The sequence below is a fragment of the Acidimicrobiia bacterium genome, from assembly GCA_040881685.1.
In the GTDB taxonomy this organism is placed as follows: Bacteria; Actinomycetota; Acidimicrobiia; order IMCC26256; family PALSA-555; genus SHVJ01.
Genome location: JBBECS010000054.1, coordinates 77,493 through 94,560, shown reverse-complemented (window position 1 = coordinate 94,560; position 17,068 = coordinate 77,493). Strand labels below are relative to the sequence as shown.

Annotated in this window: 18 protein-coding genes; 10 read left to right on the top strand and 8 right to left on the bottom strand. The window is 68.4% G+C overall.

The window, feature by feature from the left end:
* Positions 1 to 17 precede the first annotated feature (17 nt).
* Complete coding sequence (locus WEE69_15120; GenBank protein ID MEX1146632.1) at positions 18 to 644, top strand: NifU family protein; 627 nt, start codon at positions 18 to 20, stop codon at positions 642 to 644.
* A gap of 97 nt (positions 645 to 741) precedes the next feature.
* Here WEE69_15120 and WEE69_15115 read toward each other — a convergent pair whose 3' ends face one another.
* Genes WEE69_15115 through WEE69_15100 form a run of 4 tightly spaced genes read right to left on the bottom strand, consistent with a single transcriptional unit; the run spans position 742 to position 3,919 of the window.
* Positions 742 to 1,467: a DUF169 domain-containing protein gene (locus tag WEE69_15115; GenBank protein MEX1146631.1), complete on the bottom strand. Its 726-nt coding sequence runs from the start codon at positions 1,465 to 1,467 to the stop codon at positions 742 to 744.
* A 34-nt stretch (positions 1,468 to 1,501) separates the two neighbouring features.
* A complete protein-coding gene (locus WEE69_15110) occupies positions 1,502 to 1,963 on the bottom strand; it encodes a VOC family protein (GenBank protein MEX1146630.1) in 462 nt (153 codons plus the stop codon).
* A 51-nt stretch (positions 1,964 to 2,014) separates the two neighbouring features.
* Complete coding sequence (locus WEE69_15105) at positions 2,015 to 3,166, bottom strand: cysteine desulfurase family protein (protein MEX1146629.1); 1,152 nt, start codon at positions 3,164 to 3,166, stop codon at positions 2,015 to 2,017.
* A 9-nt stretch (positions 3,167 to 3,175) separates the two neighbouring features.
* Positions 3,176 to 3,919 (bottom strand): helix-turn-helix domain-containing protein, encoded by a 744-nt coding sequence (locus WEE69_15100; protein MEX1146628.1) that lies wholly within the window; start codon positions 3,917 to 3,919, stop codon positions 3,176 to 3,178.
* Between the two features lie 58 nt (positions 3,920 to 3,977).
* Here WEE69_15100 and WEE69_15095 point away from each other — a divergent pair, with 58 nt between their 5' ends.
* Positions 3,978 to 5,144 carry an Mrp/NBP35 family ATP-binding protein gene (locus WEE69_15095; protein ID MEX1146627.1) on the top strand — a complete coding sequence of 389 codons (1,167 nt, stop codon included), beginning with the start codon at positions 3,978 to 3,980 and terminating at the stop codon, positions 5,142 to 5,144.
* Here the strand turns inward: WEE69_15095 and WEE69_15090 are convergent.
* Positions 5,141 to 6,616 (bottom strand): hypothetical protein, encoded by a 1,476-nt coding sequence (locus tag WEE69_15090; GenBank protein ID MEX1146626.1) that lies wholly within the window; start codon positions 6,614 to 6,616, stop codon positions 5,141 to 5,143. The genes WEE69_15095 and WEE69_15090 overlap by 4 nt on opposite strands.
* Before the next feature lie 65 nt (positions 6,617 to 6,681).
* Here WEE69_15090 and WEE69_15085 point away from each other — a divergent pair, with 65 nt between their 5' ends.
* The 4 genes from WEE69_15085 to WEE69_15070 are packed head-to-tail and all read left to right on the top strand — an operon-like array spanning position 6,682 to position 10,595.
* A complete protein-coding gene (locus WEE69_15085) occupies positions 6,682 to 6,909 on the top strand; it encodes a DUF3107 domain-containing protein (protein MEX1146625.1) in 228 nt (75 codons plus the stop codon).
* Positions 6,910 to 6,928: 19 nt separating this feature from the next.
* Complete coding sequence (locus tag WEE69_15080; protein MEX1146624.1) at positions 6,929 to 7,918, top strand: ArsA family ATPase; 990 nt, start codon at positions 6,929 to 6,931, stop codon at positions 7,916 to 7,918.
* Positions 7,915 to 9,117 carry an ArsA-related P-loop ATPase gene (locus WEE69_15075; protein MEX1146623.1) on the top strand — a complete coding sequence of 401 codons (1,203 nt, stop codon included), beginning with the start codon at positions 7,915 to 7,917 and terminating at the stop codon, positions 9,115 to 9,117. The genes WEE69_15080 and WEE69_15075 overlap by 4 nt, the downstream gene beginning before the upstream one ends.
* 2 nt (positions 9,118 to 9,119) lie before the next feature.
* The gene (locus tag WEE69_15070) at positions 9,120 to 10,595 is read left to right on the top strand and encodes a sensor histidine kinase (GenBank protein ID MEX1146622.1); all 1,476 of its coding nucleotides are present in this window, start codon (positions 9,120 to 9,122) and stop codon (positions 10,593 to 10,595) included.
* Here WEE69_15070 and WEE69_15065 read toward each other — a convergent pair whose 3' ends face one another.
* The gene (locus WEE69_15065) at positions 10,596 to 10,871 is read right to left on the bottom strand and encodes a WhiB family transcriptional regulator (protein MEX1146621.1); all 276 of its coding nucleotides are present in this window, start codon (positions 10,869 to 10,871) and stop codon (positions 10,596 to 10,598) included.
* A gap of 262 nt (positions 10,872 to 11,133) precedes the next feature.
* Between WEE69_15065 and WEE69_15060 the strand changes: the two genes are divergently transcribed.
* Positions 11,134 to 11,847 (top strand): glycerophosphodiester phosphodiesterase, encoded by a 714-nt coding sequence (locus WEE69_15060; GenBank protein MEX1146620.1) that lies wholly within the window; start codon positions 11,134 to 11,136, stop codon positions 11,845 to 11,847.
* Positions 11,848 to 11,859: 12 nt separating this feature from the next.
* Here the strand turns inward: WEE69_15060 and WEE69_15055 are convergent, their stop codons facing one another.
* Positions 11,860 to 12,783, bottom strand: a complete 924-nt coding sequence (locus tag WEE69_15055; protein ID MEX1146619.1) for a diacylglycerol kinase family protein — start codon at positions 12,781 to 12,783, stop codon at positions 11,860 to 11,862.
* A gap of 146 nt (positions 12,784 to 12,929) precedes the next feature.
* Here WEE69_15055 and WEE69_15050 point away from each other — a divergent pair, with 146 nt between their 5' ends.
* A complete protein-coding gene (locus tag WEE69_15050) occupies positions 12,930 to 13,622 on the top strand; it encodes a uracil-DNA glycosylase (protein MEX1146618.1) in 693 nt (230 codons plus the stop codon).
* Here the strand turns inward: WEE69_15050 and WEE69_15045 are convergent.
* The gene (locus tag WEE69_15045; protein ID MEX1146617.1) at positions 13,619 to 14,437 is read right to left on the bottom strand and encodes a sulfite exporter TauE/SafE family protein; all 819 of its coding nucleotides are present in this window, start codon (positions 14,435 to 14,437) and stop codon (positions 13,619 to 13,621) included. The genes WEE69_15050 and WEE69_15045 overlap by 4 nt on opposite strands.
* Positions 14,438 to 14,560: 123 nt before the next feature.
* On the opposite strand from WEE69_15045, the gene dapA reads away from it, so the two are divergent.
* Together dapA and WEE69_15035 are read left to right on the top strand one after the other, a co-directional pair.
* Complete coding sequence (dapA, locus tag WEE69_15040; GenBank protein ID MEX1146616.1) at positions 14,561 to 15,457, top strand: 4-hydroxy-tetrahydrodipicolinate synthase; 897 nt, start codon at positions 14,561 to 14,563, stop codon at positions 15,455 to 15,457.
* Positions 15,454 to 17,061 carry an MFS transporter gene (locus WEE69_15035; GenBank protein MEX1146615.1) on the top strand — a complete coding sequence of 536 codons (1,608 nt, stop codon included), beginning with the start codon at positions 15,454 to 15,456 and terminating at the stop codon, positions 17,059 to 17,061. The genes dapA and WEE69_15035 overlap by 4 nt, the downstream gene beginning before the upstream one ends.
* Positions 17,062 to 17,068: the final 7 nt, after the last annotated feature.

Below are 17,068 nucleotides of genomic sequence, written 5' to 3'. Positions count from 1 at the left end.
GGGCCTATCATGGCCACATGAGCGACGTGGTGGATCCGTTGGTGACGCTGACCGACGAAGCGCGCACGAAGATCCTCGAGGTGCGGTCGGCTGAGCCCGACGCCGAATCGCTCGCGTTGTGGATCGAGGTCAGCGGCGAAGCCAACGGCGCCTACACCTACACGATGGAGCTGCGACCGCTCGAAGAGGCGGCGTCGAGCGGGATCGTGCAGCGACACGACGATCTCTCGGTGGTGCTCGACCGAGACAGCGCCGAGAAGCTCTCGGGCGCAACGCTGGACTTCACCGGCGCCGGGATGATCATGCAGAACCCGAACGTCCCCGCGCCCGCGGCGCCGTGGGGAGATCGACCCGCTCCCGACCTCTCGGGTGAGCTGCCCCAGAAGGTCCTCGCCATCCTCGACACTGAGATCAACCCGGCGATTGCGGCGCACGGCGGCTTTGCCGAGCTCGTGGCGGTGGAGGACGGTGTGGCGTACGTGCGCATGGGTGGTGGGTGTCAGGGGTGTGGCATGGCCGCGGTCACGCTGACTCAGGGCATCGAGGTCGCGATCCTCGAGGGTGTGCCCGAGATCGAGAAGGTGATCGACGTCACCGACCACGCGTCCGGCACGAACCCCTACTTCGAGTCCGCCAAGAAGTAGTTCGCAAGACCGCGCGGCACCGGAGCGCAGCGGAGGTGCTCGCCAGGGAGCGAGCGCCCGCGGCGCAGGTACCCTGCGCCGCAGCGAACGAGCGAGGCTATTGGAAGCGCTTGGCGTCTTCGGCCGCGTAGCGCGCGACCGCCGTGTCGGCGGTGGCGTTGTGCTGGATGGTTCCGAGCACGTCAGCCAGCTTGCTTGCGGGAATCGCGCAGGTCATCTCGTTGGCCGACATCCCCGTGCGGACGCGGCTCAAGGCGCAGCCAACACTCGCCGCAATCTCGCCGTGCTCCTTGGCCACCGCGACGATGTGGCATTGGGGTTTGCCCTCGATGCGGAGCTCGGGCAGTGCATCGGAGAGCACCATCAGCTGCTTGGCGTTGACGCGGAGGAGCACGACGTCGGGGTCGGCCGGTGAGTCGGCGAGCGGTCCGTACGTGACCGCGCCCGGGCGCTCGGTGATCACCGGGATCTGCGGCACGACGTCCATCGTCACCCAGCCCGAATCGAGCAACGCGGCGACGTCGGAGTTGCCGGCAACCTCGTCGAGTGTCTTGAAGCCGTGCGTCATGCTGCCGACCGAGCAGTTCCCGTGGTCCTCGGCGACGGTGGAGAACGTCGCGTCGGTCGCGCGCATCCAGAACACGCAGCCCGCGGGCACCCGTCCGGTGCGGCCGTCGGGCATCGGCTCGGGCATCGGTGCATCGAACGCGTCGACTCCGTCGGGCGGCGCGTCGGAGAACGTGATCGCGATGGGTGGCGCGTTGAGCGCAAGTGTGTCGGTGAGACCCGCCGCGAGCTCGGACCAGCTCTGGGTTGTCGGCATGCGGCCAGACTAGCGAGCCGCTCTTGGCGTTCCGTCAGCCGTGGCGCGCGATCTCCGCATCGAGGTTGAGTGGAGCAATCGACGCATCGTTCTCATGCTCGCCCCATTGGTCCCGCGGGACCAGCCACATCACCTCGAACTCGTTGCCATCGGGATCGCGGCCGTAGAGCGACTTCGTGGCGCCGTGGTCGCTCTCGCCGACCAGTGCGCCGAGTCGGGTGAGCGTGTCGCGACCGTTCGCGAGATCACGGATCGACGGCACCTCCCATGCGAGGTGGTACAGGCCGACGGCTCCGCGCGCGGGGCCGGGGGCATCGTCACCGACCGAGAAGAGACCGAGGTCGTGATGATTGTCGGAGCCCGCCGCCCGTAGGAACGCCGCTCCTGGCATCTCCGCGACGACCTGGAAGCCGAATGCCTCCCGGTAGAAGGCCGCGGCCCGTGCCGCGTCGCGAACGTACAGAACTGCGTGGTTGAGCCGCTTCACCGGGATCATGTGACCTCCAACAACGACGAGACGACGATCTCTTCCCGAGCCATGTGGCGGTCAGTCCGACCGCAGGGCTCGCAGCTTGGCGACGACCTCAGGGAACGCGGCCGTGAACGCAATGACATCAGCATCCGTGGAGCTCCAGCCCACGCTCACCCGCAGGGACTTGTCCGCATCGACTCCCATCGCTTCGAGCACCGGCGACGGCTCGAGCGCCTCGCTCGAGCACGACGATCCCGAGTGCACCGCCACGCCGCGCTGGTCGAGTCCGAGCAGCACGGGTTCGGCCTCGACGCCGCCCACCCCGAGGCACACGAGGTTCGGCAAGCGGGCATCGGGGTCACCCAGCTGGGTGACATCGGGGACACCGAGCGCACCCACCAACAGCCGGTCGGTCCGCTTTCGGGCGGTCTTGGCCTCCAGTGCGAGCCGGTCGCCCTCGGCGAGCTCAGCCGCCGCGGCGCCAAAGCCGACGATCGCCGGCACGTCTTCGATGCCACCGCGCCGTGCCCGTTCTTGAGCGCCGCCGACGATCAGGGGCGGCACCCGCAGGCCTCGTCGCACGAGCATCGCGGCCGCGCCTTTGGGGCCGCCGAGCTTGTGTGCCGTGACCGAGCAGAGGTCGGCGGCCAGGTCGGAGAAGTCCAGGGTGATGTGACCGGCGGCCGCACACGCGTCGACGTGGACGAGCACGCCCCGCTCGCGCGCCGAGGCGACGATCTCTGGCACCGCGGTTTGAAGCGTCCCGACTTCGTGGTTGGCGAGCTGCACGGACACGAGGACGGTGTCCTCACGGAGGGCGGCCAACACCTCGTCGGCCGAGAACCGACCCAGATGGTCGACACCGACGTACGTGACGTCGACCGGGCTCCGGCGGCACGCATCGAGGACGGCAGAGTGTTCGACCGCGCTGGTGACGACGTGGGCACGCGTTGTGCTGTGCTCTTCGAGACCGCGGGTGATTGCACCCCACACGGCGGTGTTGACCGACTCGGTGCCGGTGGCAGTGAACACGACCTCTCGCGGGCGGGCGCCACACAGGGCGGCTACACGCTCGCGTGCGTCTTCCACCGCGACTCGGGTGATCTTCCCGTCGGAGTGCACGCGGCCAGGGTCGGCGTGATGCTCCCGCAGGTACGGGAGCATCGCGTCGAGTGCCGCGGGACGAAGCGGTGAGGACGAAGCGTGGTCGAGGTAGGTGCGGGGCAAGATCGATGTCTAGACGCGGGCGACGCAATGGGCGTCGCCATCGGGTCGGCTCGCCGCGAAGTGCGGTGACGTCTCGCCGTACAGGCCGGCGAGCATCCCGCGGATCATCCCTCGGTCGAGCGCGCACACGACGTGCGGGTAGCGCTGCGCGGTCTCGCCGAATGGGCAGCACTCGGACACGATCGACAGCTGGTCACCGCTCGCCTCGGCATGAGCGGCGAACCCGTGCGCGGTGAGCGCGTCGGCCACCGCGGCGACCGCGGTCCGAGCCGACCGGTGACCGTCACCCGGCTCCATGCGGTCCGCGAGGACGCGGCCGTACTCGTAGCCGACCTCGTTGGCGAGCGTCTCGGCCTGTTCGGGCCCGAGCGCATCGAGCGCTCGGGCAAGCAACCCGGCGAGAACGTCGTCGTGCTTCAGGGGGAGCGAGAGCGCGTTGTCGAGGTCGGTGGCGCAGTAACGCTTCGAGGGCCGCCCTGCCGGTCGCGTTCCCTCGGCACGTGCGGCTGCGACCGTGACGTAGCCGCCGCTCGTGAGCTTCTCGAGGTGGTGGCGGGCCACGTTGGGGTGCAGCGCGAAGTGCTCCGCGACCTCGTTCGCGGTGACCCCGTCAGCGGCAGCCCACACGAAGAGGAAGATCTCGCGTCGTGTGGGATCGCCGAAGGCGTTGGTGACGGCGGCGACAGCCGCGGTGAACTCTTCCGGGGACAGCTCACGCTCGGGCGTCTCTTGAAGGGCGGGCTCAGGAGCCACGGGCGGTATTCTACCTACGCCCGTAGTGGAAAATCCCGCCCTCCCGGAAGGCTGCCCAATGCCCAGGCACGAGCCCGTGGCGGAGGCCGCAGTCCGTGCTGCGATCGCCGACCTCGACGAGCCCAGGTTGCATCACCCGATCGGCGAGCTGGGCATCGTGCAAGGCGTCGCCGTCGACGGCTCCACCGCCGTGGTCGCTCTCGCCGAGCCGTTGCCGAGCTCCCCGGTATGGAATGAGCTCGTCCGGCGGGTCGAGGTCGCCGTGGGGGCCCTTCCCGGCATCGAGCGCGTCGACGTGGACGTGCGCGAGATGACCGACGACGAGAAGGTGGCAGCGGCTCGGGTCCTCAAGGGCGAGGCGCCGCCCGACCCGCTGGCGGTCGTCGACGCCGCGGCTGCGCAGAAGCCCGGCAGTCGAGCACGGGTGAACCCCTTCACCGATGCGCGCACACGTGTGCTCGCGATCGCGTCTGGCAAGGGTGGAGTCGGGAAGTCTTCGGTGACCACCAACCTGTCGATCGCGTTGGCCGAACGCGGACGGGATGTGGCGGTGGTCGACGCCGACGTGTGGGGTTTCTCCCTCCCACGCATGCTCGGTGTCGCCGAGCCGCCCGCGATCATCGACGACGTCCTGGTTCCTCCCGAAGCCCACGGTGTCCGTGTGATCTCGATGGGCTTCTTCACCGCTGAGGATCAGGCCGTCATCTGGCGCGGACCGATGCTCCACAAGGCACTCGAGCAGTTCCTCACCGATGTGCACTGGGGTCGGCCCGACTACCTGGTCGTGGACCTCCCGCCCGGCACCGGTGACATCTCACTGTCGATCGCACAGTTCTTGCCTCGCGCCGAAGTAATCGTCGTGACGACACCGCAACCCGCCGCGCAGAAGGTTGCACAGCGTGCGGCCGCGATGGCCGAGAAGGTAGAGCTCGACGTGATCGGCGTGATCGAGAACATGTCATGGTTCCGTGCCGACGACAGCAAGACGTACGAGATCTTCGGCGCCGGTGGCGGTGGCGACCTTGCTGCGCAGATCGGGGTTCCGCTGCTCGGGCAGATCCCGCTCGTGCCCGCGCTGCGAGAGGGTGGAGACGAGGGTCGGCCGATCGTGGTCGCGCACCCCGACGACGAGGCCGCCGTAGTGTTCCGTGCGATCGCCGAGATCGTCGACACGGAGATCAAGCCGCGTCGACGCGCACACCCCGAGCTGAAGATCGGCTCCTAACCCCCGCTCTCGGCGCCTTCGGCGCCGGGCCGCTCGGGCCCTGGCTCCTTCGTGAACGAGCGCACGTAGCCGAGGCGCGGCGAGACGTCGACCGTGAGGGTGTCACCCTGCGTGTGGCCCGTCCACAACCGCGACTGGCGGAGGCGGAACGCCACGATGCGGTCGCTCGTGCCATCGTCGATTGCCAAGAAGCGCCGGTACTTCGGACTGTCGTTCGACGACGACCACTTCTCGAATACGCGGTCGCGTACGACATCACCCGTGATCTTGCGAGTGCTCGGGAGATCGGCCCCAGCGCGCACGAAGACCACGAGGGCCCACGCCAGGATGAGCACGAACGGGATCATGGCCAGCAACGCGCCGCGCTCCACCCAGCGCCAGTCGTCTGACGAGACATCGATCGGCCGGTCCGCGTCGGCGAGCGCCACAAGTCCCCGGATCGCGAGCCCGGCGAGGCCACCCCAGAAGATCGCGACGAACAGCGCGAAGGCAGGGTGCATACCCCACACGGGCGGCCACACCCGCGGGTAGCGCACTCGCACGCGCCGCCACCGACCGCCGAACCGGCTCCACGCGCGGTGGTCGTCCTCGGTTCCCATCGGGAGGAGCTCGACCGCCAGCGGGGCTGCGCCGAACGCGGCCGCGTACGCGAAGTGGCGCCCGCGAATCTTGACGGCCGCGGGGGCCAGATCGGCGAGGAGCTCGTCCTCGCGGAGATGACGCTCGAGGCCTTCGGCACGGGCAGCCGCGGCCCGACCGGCTTCCGTCGGGAGCTGCGCGAGCGACGAACCCATGCGGCCGACGATGAGCACCGCGATGGCGATGAACGCGATGGCGGCTGCGATCACACCGAGGACGAGGACCGGCACCTCGTCTGGGGCCGATCTCGTGTCCTCCTTGAGCGACAGCGCCAGGAGCAGCACGGCGACCGCGAGAAGCGCGCCGAGCGCGATGACCGCAGCGCGCGGCCATCGGTCGTGCGTCAGTCCGGAGGCCTTGGTCTCACCCACGACCTCCTTGGCGAGCTCACGATGCCAAGACTTCGACTTCGCTTCGGGCCCGGTCGTGAGCGCGTCGGCCGGTACGACACCGTCGACCGCCTTTTCGCGCAGACTTTCGAGCACGCGTTGCTCGTATTTGGCCAGCGGTTCGTCAGACGAACGGCGCAGGCGGCAGATCGTCCGCCCCGGCTGCACCTCGTCGAGCTCGACGACGCGGCGCGCCGCGAGGTCCAGGAGGATCGCGGGTGCGGTCTCTGCAGGCAGGACGAAGTCGTTGACGAGAAGGCCGGCGACCGGGGTTGATTCGGGGGGCAGCTCCATCGAAGCCGCAGAAGCGCGGATGCGCGGCGGCTGCCGCGCCAGCGCGATGACGGTTGCGGCTGCAACCCAGCCTGCCGCGACCGCCGTCCCGGCGACGAGGAGGGGAATCGAGAAACCGTCGGACAACGATGTGGTGGCGGCCCAGAGCACGGATGGGACCTTCGCGCCGCGCCCGCAGTCCGTCAACGCAGACTGCCGCGGATAGTGTCGGGGCGATGGAAGTTCGCATCGGAGTCCTGCATTCGCCGAAAGAGCTGACGCTCGAGATCGTGGGGAAGCCCGACGACGTCTCGAAGGCGTTCGACGACGCGTTGAAGACGGAAGACTCGGTGCTCTGGCTCACCGACGCGAAGGGACGCCGCGTTGGTGTGCCCGCGGATCGCGTGGCCTACGTCGAGATCGAGACCGAGAGCGGGGCGAAGCGCGTCGGGTTCGGCGGCTGAGTCGAACGCCCGCGGAGCAGTGCAACCGGCACCCATCAGCCATGGGGCCGAGCGTCTCGATCTGCTCGACCGGCGACTCCTGTTCTTCACGGGGAAGGGCGGCGTCGGCAAGAGCACGGTCGCGGCCGCAACCGCGCTTCTTGCAGCCGAGCGCGGCAAGCGCGTGCTCCTGGTGGAGGTCGATGCCAAGGGCAACCTGAGCGCGCTGTTCGATCACGCGCCGGTTGGTTTCAAACCGATCGAAGTACATCCAGGTCTGCACCTGCTCCAGATGCGCACCGATGCGTCGCTGCGCGAATACCTCCACCTTCATGTCCGGGTCCCTGTTCTCGGCGGTATCGGTCCGCTCGCGAACGTGCTCGAGTTCGTCGCCAACGCCGCGCCCGGCGTGAAGGAGATCCTCACGGTCGGCAAGGTGTGCTGGGAGGTCCACGAATCTCTCGAAGGTCGTGCCGACTGGGACATCGTCATCGTCGACGCGGCCGCGAGCGGGCACGTGATCGCGCAGCTCGACTCGCCGCGGGCGATCCGGGAGCTCGTGCAGGTAGGACGCGTGCGAGCCCAAACGGAGTGGATGACCGAGCTCCTCGCATCGCCGGAGATCACAGCCCTGAACGTGGTCACGACTCCCGAGGAGATGCCGGTCTCCGAGACGATCCAGCTCGTCGAGCGCGTGCGGCTCGAGCTGGAGGTACCGCTGGGCGCGGTCGTCATCAATCGCGTCCTGCCCGAGCCGCTCACGCGTGGAGACGAGTCGGTGCTCGCGGCGCTGCGCGAGCCCGCCGCGATGAGCGTGCTCGAGGTCGAGGCCGGCCCGGGTTCGAGCGTCGTGCTCGACGCAGTCGGCCTCGCGCTGTCCCTGAGACGGTCACGAACACCGCATCTGGCCCGGCTGAGGGAGTCGATCGACCTGCCGCTCGTCAACCTGCCGTACTTGTTCGCGTCGGAGCACGCCTCTCATGCGGTGAGCGTGTTGGCTGACGCGCTGGCCGCGGAGCTGAGCGAATGAGCGGCGAGCGGACCGCGGGCGTGAGCCTGGAGCCATTGCTGAGGTCACGCGAGATCGTGGTCTTCTGCGGTTCCGGCGGCGTCGGCAAGACCACCACCGCGGCAGCCACCGCGCTCGAAGCGACAGTGCGCGTCGGCGGGCGTGTTCTCGTGCTCACGATCGACCCCGCGCGGCGACTCGCTGATGCCCTCGGGTTGGAGGGGATCGGCAACATCGCGCGGCGGGTGCCCGACGAGGCGCTCCGTGCCGCGGGCATGGAACCGCGCGGCGAGCTCTACGCCGCGATGCTCGACACCAAGGCGTCATGGGACGACCTCGTCCTGCGCCATGCGCCGAACGAGGAGACCGCCTATCGAATCCTCGACAACCGCATGTACGCAACGGTCACGGGCCGGTTCGTTCAGAGCCATGACTACATCGCGATGGAGCGGCTCTACGACCTTCACTCGAGTGGTCGGTACGACCTCATCGTCGTGGATACGCCACCTACCCGCAATGCGATCGACTTCCTCGAGGCGCCGGCACGGATGGCGGAGTTCTTCGGCGGGCGTTTGCTCCGATGGCTCACGATGCCCTATCGGGTCGGGGGTCGGCGCGGCGCTCGACTCATCAACTTCGCGAGTCGGCCCTTCTACCAGCTTGCCGATCGTATCCTCGGACGGCAGTTCCTCCAGGACATTGCCGAGTTCTTTCTCAACTTCCAGACCATGTACGACGGCTTCGTTGTGCGCGCACAGGCGGTGGAAGAGCTCCTCCACGAGCGCCGAACGGGCTTCGTCGTGGTCTCGACGCTGGAAGAGGCCCCACTGCGCGAAGCGCGGTTCTTCTGCACGGCCCTCGGAGAGCGTCGCTTCAACCTGGACGCTCTCGTGCTGAACCGGGTGTTGCCGGAGTACTTCCAACAGGAGGCGGGCCGCGCCGCGGCGTCGCACCTGCTCGAGCACGCTGAGACACTTGCCGCGAAGCTCGCCATGGTCGGTGTCGCGGACCTTGGCGATTCGGCTCGGACCGCTCGCGTGCTGCGGGCAGCAGCCGGGATCTACGGCGACTACTCCGTCGTCGCGGGCCGCGAAGGCGAGCTGCGAGAGAAGTTCTCGCCAGTCCCTCACATCGTGGCGACGGTGCCGGCACTCGAGGACGACGTCCACGATCTCACGGGATTACGCCGAATCGGCACGCAGCTCCTGCCTAGCCTTTAGGCGTGGCGCTCCCACTGCTCGAGCTCGCACGCACCAACACCTCCCTCGCCGGCGACGCGCTGCGTCACGCGCAGCGGCTCGTGGCGACGTGGCAGCCCCTTGCCGACCTCTGCTTCTCGGACCTGTTGTTCCTCGCGCCGATCCAGGGGGAGGAGGGCCACCGCTTCGTCGTGCTCGCGCACGTCCGACCCACCACGGCGCAAACGCTCTACCCGTCTGATCTCGTCGGGACGATTGTCGAGGAGCAGCAACGGCCGATCGTTGCCCGAGCGTGGCGAAAGGGTGAGATCGTCGGTGGCGACGCGAAAGTGCTGGAAGGAGACGACCGGGCGCGGGTGCAGTGCATCCCCGTTCGTCACCAAGACGAGCTCGTAGGTGTGCTGGCCCGCGAGACCGCGATGACCTCAGGTCGCCGCTCGGGTGAGATGGAACGCCAGTACGCCGATGTGTTTGACGCGTTCGCGCGCATGATCTCGGACGGCACGTTCCCGTTCGCTCGCGATGAGGTGGAAATCGACGAGGCGCCACGGGTCGCGGACGGGGTGATCGTGCTCGACGCCTCGCTCCACGTTCGATTCGCGAGCCCGAACGCGATGAGCTCATTGCACCGCATGGGCATTTATGCCAACGCGCAGGGCGCTCCGCTCGCGGAGATCGGTTTCGATCACCACGCGGCCGAGAGCGCGCGGCGAACGCAGAGTCCGGTCATCGAGGAGGTCGAGCGGGCCGAGACCGCGGTGCTCGTCCAGGCAACGCCGCTCATCGAGGACGAGCGCGTGAGCGGGGTGCTGCTCCTCGTGCGTGACGTCACCGACTTGCGGCACCGCGACCGCATTCTGATGTCGAAGGACGCCACGATCCGTGAGATCCACCACCGGGTGAAGAACAACCTGCAGACGATTGCCGCGCTGCTCCGCCTCCAGGGTCGGCGGCTGGAGTCGAAGGAGGCACAGGACGCGATCGAGGAGTCCGAGCGCCGCGTTCGATCGATGGCCATCGTGCACGAGACGCTGTCTCGGGACATGGGCGACGTGGTCCTGTTCGCCGATGTCGTACGCCCCCTCGTCCGCGTGGTCGAGGAGACCGTGTCCACTCCCGAGCTCCGACTCACCTTCGAGGTCGACGGCGACGCCGGGGACCTCCCAGGGGAGGTTGCGACGCCGCTGGCCTTGGTGCTCAACGAGCTCATGCAGAACGCGGTCGATCACGCGTTCCCGCGTTCAGCCGGAGGGCCGGCTGAAGGGCGGGTGCAGATCCACCTCGCCCGCGAGGGCGACGAGCTCCTGGTCGACGTGGCTGACAACGGCGTCGGCTTGCCGTCGGGCTTCGTGCTCGACGAACGAAAGGGTCTCGGACTCTCGATCGTCCACGCGCTCGTCACGGGTGAGCTCAACGGCTCGATCGAGCTCCGCGATGACCAGGGGACGCGCGTGCACCTTCGCATCCCGCTACGTCACGCGGGACGCGCCGAGCTCTAGTCAGCCGGCGGCGCGTTGCTGGGAGAGCCATCCCTTGCGGAGCTTGCGGCGCTCCTCTTCGGTGGTGCCGCCCCAGATCCCGGCTTCCTGGTTCGTGGCCAGGGCGAACTCGAGGCACTCGTCGGCGACAAGGCACGCGGTGCAGATGCGGCGGGCGGTCTCGATCTGCTCGAGCGCCGTCCCAGTGGTTCCAATGGGAAAGAACACATCGGGGTCGGAGTCGAGGCACGCCGAGCGGCCGCGCCAGTCATCGACATCCCAGTCGTGCGTGCGGATCCACGTCAGCGCCACGGCCCCTCCTGCTTCGGCGGCGCCCTTGCGGGGCGCTTCGTTCGTGTCCTCGGGTCCGCCCTCGAGGCGCACGGCAGCCTATGGGGCATGTGACGGGGCGCACAAGGCCTCTGACCTGCATGTATGCAGAAACCTGACGCGCGCGTCGGAGTCCCTGGCTCTCCTTTGGAGCAGCCGAGCGGCCCGGAGGGCGGCGCCGGGTATCCCGGCGCCGAGCGAGCGCGACCGGCCTTTAGGCTCCGTCGCCGTGTCGGCCCCCCTCGTGCTCGCTCACCGAGGCGCCCGGCGGGAAGCTCCCGAGAACACCCTCGAGGCCTTCGCGCTCGCGCTCGCCCAGGGAGCCGACGGCGTGGAGCTCGACATCCACCGGACCGTCGACGGCGGCCTGGTCGTCCACCACGACGCCGATGCGGCCGGGCTGGGTGTGCTGGCCACCAGGACCTTGGTGGACATCCGGGCCGCCCGGCCCGAAATCCCCACGCTCGACGAGGCGCTCGACGCCTGCGCGGGTGCGCTCGTCAACATCGAGATCAAGAATCTGCCCGGCGATGGAGACTACGACCCCGAGGACACTGCCGCCGCCCTCGTTGTTGCCTGCCTCGACGACCGCGACGGGCACGACGACGTCCTGGTCTCGTCGTTCAATCTCGCCACCATCGACCGGGTCCGAGCGCTGAACCCATCGGTGCCCACCGGTTTCCTCACGATGCCCGGCTTCGACCCCGTCGACGCGCTCGACGTGTGCGCGGCGCACGGCCACCGCGCACTGCATCCGTTCGTGGGGATGCTGGCCGGACCGATGGCGCAGGCCACCGTGGCCCGCGCCCGCGAGAAGGGCGTGCAAGTGAATGTGTGGACGGTGAACGACGACGATGAGATCCGGCGCCTCGCCGCCGCCGGCGTCGATCTGATCATGACCGACGTGCCCGACGCCGCACTGCGTGCCCTAGGCCGAGGCTGAAACCGCGCGGTCTCAAGCCTTCGGCATCACCAGGGTCAGTGCATCGGGGACGTACCGCACCTCGAGGCGCTCGACCTCCCCGAGGTAGTCGCCGTCGACCTGCCACGGGAAGGGGCCGTGCTGCGCGATCAGCGTGAGACGATCGACATCAGCGAGCTGGACGATGTCCCGTTGATGCTCGATCCTCCGACCGCGGACCATGGCTGAGATCGCCGCGGGCAGCAGCACTCCCATCTCGAGCCGGCGAAACATCGTGAGCGCCAGCTTGTGGTCGAGACCCGCGGACCGTGTGACGCGCAGGGGGCGTGGGCCGAAGAACGCGTAGGGCGCCGAGTTCGAGATGATCGCGAAGAAGCCTTCGCCGATCGACTGTCCGTCGTCGATCTCCACGCGGTACTGCGGCCGGTCCCGGTCGTAGCCGCGGAAGAAGGTGGTGAACGCAGCAACGGCGAACATCGGGTGGGCGAAACGGCGCTTGAGCCGGCTGTGCCGTTCGACCTGCTCGATGACCTCCGCGTCGAAGCCTGCTCCCAGGTGGAAGAGGAAGTGGCGTCCGTTGCCGTTTCCCAAGCCGATGCGCCGGAAGGTCTGCGCCTGGATGGCCGCAACGACCTGGTCCAGCGCCGGGTCGATGCGGTTCTTCATCCCGATGCTGCGGGCGAACACGTTGGTCGACCCGGCCGGGAGCGGGGCGAGCGCGGTCTGCGTGCCCGCCAGGCCGTCGGCGGTCTCGTTGAGCGTGCCGTCACCGCCGGCCACCACGACCACGTCGACGCCCTCGCGTGCGGCCGAACGGGCGAGGCGGGTTGCATGGCCGCGCCTGGTCGTCTCGGCCACTTCGAGGCGGTGGTGATTGCCGAGCTCGCGCTGGATCCGCACGCGCCGCCTCGGAGTCATCGACGACGCCGCTGGGTTGACAATCAAGAGCAGGCGCATGATGACCTGAGGCTACCGACCGCGCCGCAGGTACCCTGCGGCGCAGGTAGCCGTTCGCCGAGGTGGAGAGGAGCGGCCCGGTGCGCAGCACCGAGAGCGGGAAGTTGGCAGGCTAATTGCCGACCCATGCGCCGTACGATGCCGCCGTGACGACTTCGAACCGTGCGCTCGGCGCGCTCACGGACGAGATCACGCGTTGTCGTTTGTGTCCGCGTTTGGTGGCGTGGCGCGAGCAGGTCGCGCACGACAAGCGCGCCGCGTTTGCGGACGAGGAATATTGGGGCCGACCTGTCCCGGGCTTCGGTGATCCTGGTGCTCGCGTGTTGCTCGTCGGGCTCGCGCCCGCTGCGCACGGTGGCAACCGCACCGGTCGCGTCTTCACCGGTGACCGCTCGGGTGACTGGCTGTTCTCGGCCCTGCACCGTGCCACGCTCGCGAACCAGCCGACGTCAGTTCGAGCCGACGACGGGTTGCAGCTCATCGACTCGTACGTCGCGGCGGCAGTCCGTTGCGCGCCTCCCGCGAACAAGCCGACGCCGGCTGAGCGCGACCAATGCCTTCCGTACCTGGTTCGCGAGCTCGCGCTGCTCGAACAGGTGAAGGTGATCGTCGTGCTCGGCGCCTTCGCGTACGACGCTGTATGGCGAACGCTCGGATCGGCCGGTGTGGAGCTTCCGCGTCCGCGACCGGCGTTCGGGCACGGGCTCGAGGTGTCGAATGCTCGAGCGACGATCCTCGGCTGCTACCACCCGAGTCAGCAGAACACCTTCACCGGTCGCCTCACGGAGCCGATGCTCGACGTAGTCCTCACCCGAGCTCGGGAGCTCGCCAGCGGCTAGACGATGGCGACGAGCTCGCTGATTCCGTAGATGATTGCGATCACGCCGAGGACGGAGCCGACGAGCACCCGCAAGCGCTGTTCGGCGATGCCGATCGTGATGTGCGCGCCGATCCGGGCGCCGGGCACGATCCCGAGCGCCAAGGGGAGCGCGTAACCCCAGTCGATGTTGCCGAGGGCCGCGTGGCTGATCGTCCCCGGGATCGCCAGGATGCCCACACAGGCAAGCGACGTCGCGAGTGCCGGTTTCAACGGCATGCGGAGCCAGCCCGTGAAGATCGGGACCATGAGCACGCCACCGCCCACCCCGAGCAGACCGCTCAGACCGCCGGCGAGGACTCCAGTCAACGCGAGCTTCCAGCGCGCGGCGTGCGCTCCCGCGGCCTGGTCGACGCGTGCGTCGGCAGCCGTTTCGACATCGGTCTCGGCGACGACCGGGGCCGCGGCACGTGGCGCGCGTCCAACCCGTACCGCGGTGAACGCCAAGAGCGCGGCGATGGCGAGTGTCAACGCGCGCCCCTCCGGAATGGCGTCAGCTGCGAACGCTCCACCTACCGATGACGCGACTCCGAACGGCGCGGTCCACCGAACGACTCGCTCGAGGATGAGCCCCTCGCGCCGGTACCGGAGGGCGCCGCTGATCGCGCCCGGAATGATGGCCGGGAGAGTGGAGCCAACCGCGATACGCGGTCCGGCACCGAGTGCGCGCAACGCCGGGTTGGACACCATTGCGCCGCCGATCCCGAACATGCCCGAAAGCACTCCGGTGACCACGCCGGCCGCGATCGTGAGCACCACCTGCCACCATTCCGGCACGGCCGGAGGCTACCGACCGCGCCGCAGGTACCCCTGCGGCGCAGCTAGCCGTGGCCCAAGCGGCCCGGCGCGAAGCGCCATTGAGCGGACAAGTTGGAGCTAGTGGGGGCTAACGTTCGATTCGTGGCCGACCCCCTCTTGCGCGGCGTCTACGTCCCGCTCATCACTCCGTTCGCTGCCGACGGCTCGGTCGCGCTGGGCGCGCTCGAACGACTGAGTCACGAGTGTCTCGATGCGGGTGTCGCTGGTCTGGTCCCACTCGGTACGACCGGCGAGTCGCCGTTTCTCGACGCTGACGAGAAGCAAGGGGTCATCGATGTCGTCGCTGCGGTCTGCCGCGAACGCACCGCGCAGCTCGTCATCGGGGCTGGGACGAACAGTACGCGCACGACGGTCGCGGCGGTCGAGGCACTCGCCGATGTCGACGGCACGACGGCGACGCTCGTGGTGGTGCCGTACTACGTGCGCCCGAGCCAAGCGGGAATCGTCGCTCACTTCAAGGAAGTGGCGAAGCGCAGTCCGGTGCCTGTGGTCGTGTACAACATCCCTGCGCGCACCGGCCGCCTCCTGGAGCCCGATGGCCTCCTCGAGCTCGCGAGCACAAAGAACATCATCGGTGTCAAGCAAGCCGCGGGGACCCTCGATGAACCCACGTTGCGCGTGCTTGCGGAGTGTCCCGACGACTTCGCCGTGCTGAGCGGAGACGACTACCTGCTGTTTCCGGTCACGTCGCTTGGCGGTTCCGGTGGGATCTGTGCATCGGCACACGTGTGCATCGAACGCTGGGTTGCGATGACCGAGTGTGGAATCGCCGGCAAGGTCGAAGAGGGGCGGACCCACCACGAGGCGTTGCTACCGGTGGTTGCCACGTGTTTCGCGGAGCCCAACCCTGCGGTGTTCAAGGCGGTGCTGCACTCGCAGGGCCGTATTCCGACGCCCGACGTGCGCCTCCCGCTCGTCAATGCGTCAGCCACCGCGCTCGAGCACGCCCTCGCCGCTGTCGATGCCGCGTCCGCTTGACGGGGCTTGCGCACCTCAGCCTGAAGGCGCGGGTTCAGGCGAAGGCCGAGGAGCGGCGCTGGCTGATCCTCGCGTTCCTCTGTCTCAGCCTGCTCGTCGTCGTCCTCGACAACTCGATCCTGAACGTCGCGATCCCAACCATCCAGGAGGAGCTGCACGCGTCCACGAGCGAGCTCCAGTGGATGGTCGACTCCTACACCCTGGTCTTCGCCGGACTGCTCCTGACCGCCGGCAGCCTCGGTGACCGCTTCGGGCGACGGCCGACGCTTCAGTTCGGCTTCGTCGTGTTTGGTCTCGGCTCGTTGCTCGCGGCGATCTCCTCGAGCGCCGAACAGCTGATCGGGTTTCGCGCGTTCATGGGCATCGGCGGTGCATTCATCATGCCTGCCACCCTCTCGATCATCACAAACGTGTTCCCGTCGCACGAGCGCGGGCGTGCATTCGCGGTGTGGGCCTCGACCGCGGGGGTCGCTGTCGCGCTCGGGCCCTTGACCGGTGGCCTCTTGCTCGAGCATTTCGATTGGGGTTCGGTGTTCCTCGTGAACCTCCCCATCGTCGTGATCGGCCTGCTCGCGGGCGTGTTCCTCATCCCAGACTCCAGGGACCCGAGCGCGCGCCGGCTCGACCCTGTCGGTGCCGTGCTGTCGATCGTGGGTCTCTCGACCTTGCTCTACGCGGTGATCGAAGCGCCGACGAAGGGTTGGACCGATGGCTCGACCCTGCTCGTCTTCGGCTTGGGAGGAGCTCTCATCGTCGCGTTCTTCGTGTGGGAGGTTCGCAGCCCTTTTCCGATGCTGGACCTGTCGTTCTTTCGCAACCCGCGGTTCTCGATGGCGAGCGGGGCGATCATGGTCACGTTCTTCGCCATGTTCGGCTCGTTGTTCGTACTGACCCAATACATGCAGCTCGTGATCGGCTACTCGCCAATCGAAGCTGGCGTCCGGTTGCTCGCGTTCGCGATCCCGATGTTGGTCGTGGCACTGCTCACAGCGCGCCTTGTCGAGACGTTCGGTTCGAAGCTGGTCATCGTGAGTGGACTGGTGCTCTTCAGCGCCGGGCTCCTGTTCTCGCTGGGTCTGGACGAAACCTCGGACTATGGGCAGATCATCTGGCGGATGGTGACGATGGCGATCGGCATGGCACTGATCATGGCGCCCGGCACCGACTCCATCATGGGCTCGCTCCCGCTCGCGCGAGCTGGTGTGGGGTCCGCGGTCAACGACACAACGCGTCAGGTCGGAGGCGCCGTGGGGGTGGCTGTGGTCGGCAGCGTGTTCGCGTCGGTCTACGGGTCCCGGGTGGCCGACGTGTTGAGGGCGGAAGGCGCACCCCGGGAAGTGATACGTGGGGCGAGGCGTTCCATCAGTGCCGCACTCGAGATCGCGGCCCATGCCCCTGACGCGGCGCGTGGCAGGTTCCTCACGACCGCGGCCAAGTCGGCGTTCGTCGACGGGTTCCACGCCGGACTCTACGTGGGAGCGGGCGCCCTCGCCGTCGGAATCCTCGCCGTCGCCGTGTGGTTGCCCGCTCGCGCACGCGCGGAGGACATCGAGCGCCAGCGCGCGGAATGGGAGGCCGCAAGGGAGCCGGCGAGCATCTCTTAGTGTTGGT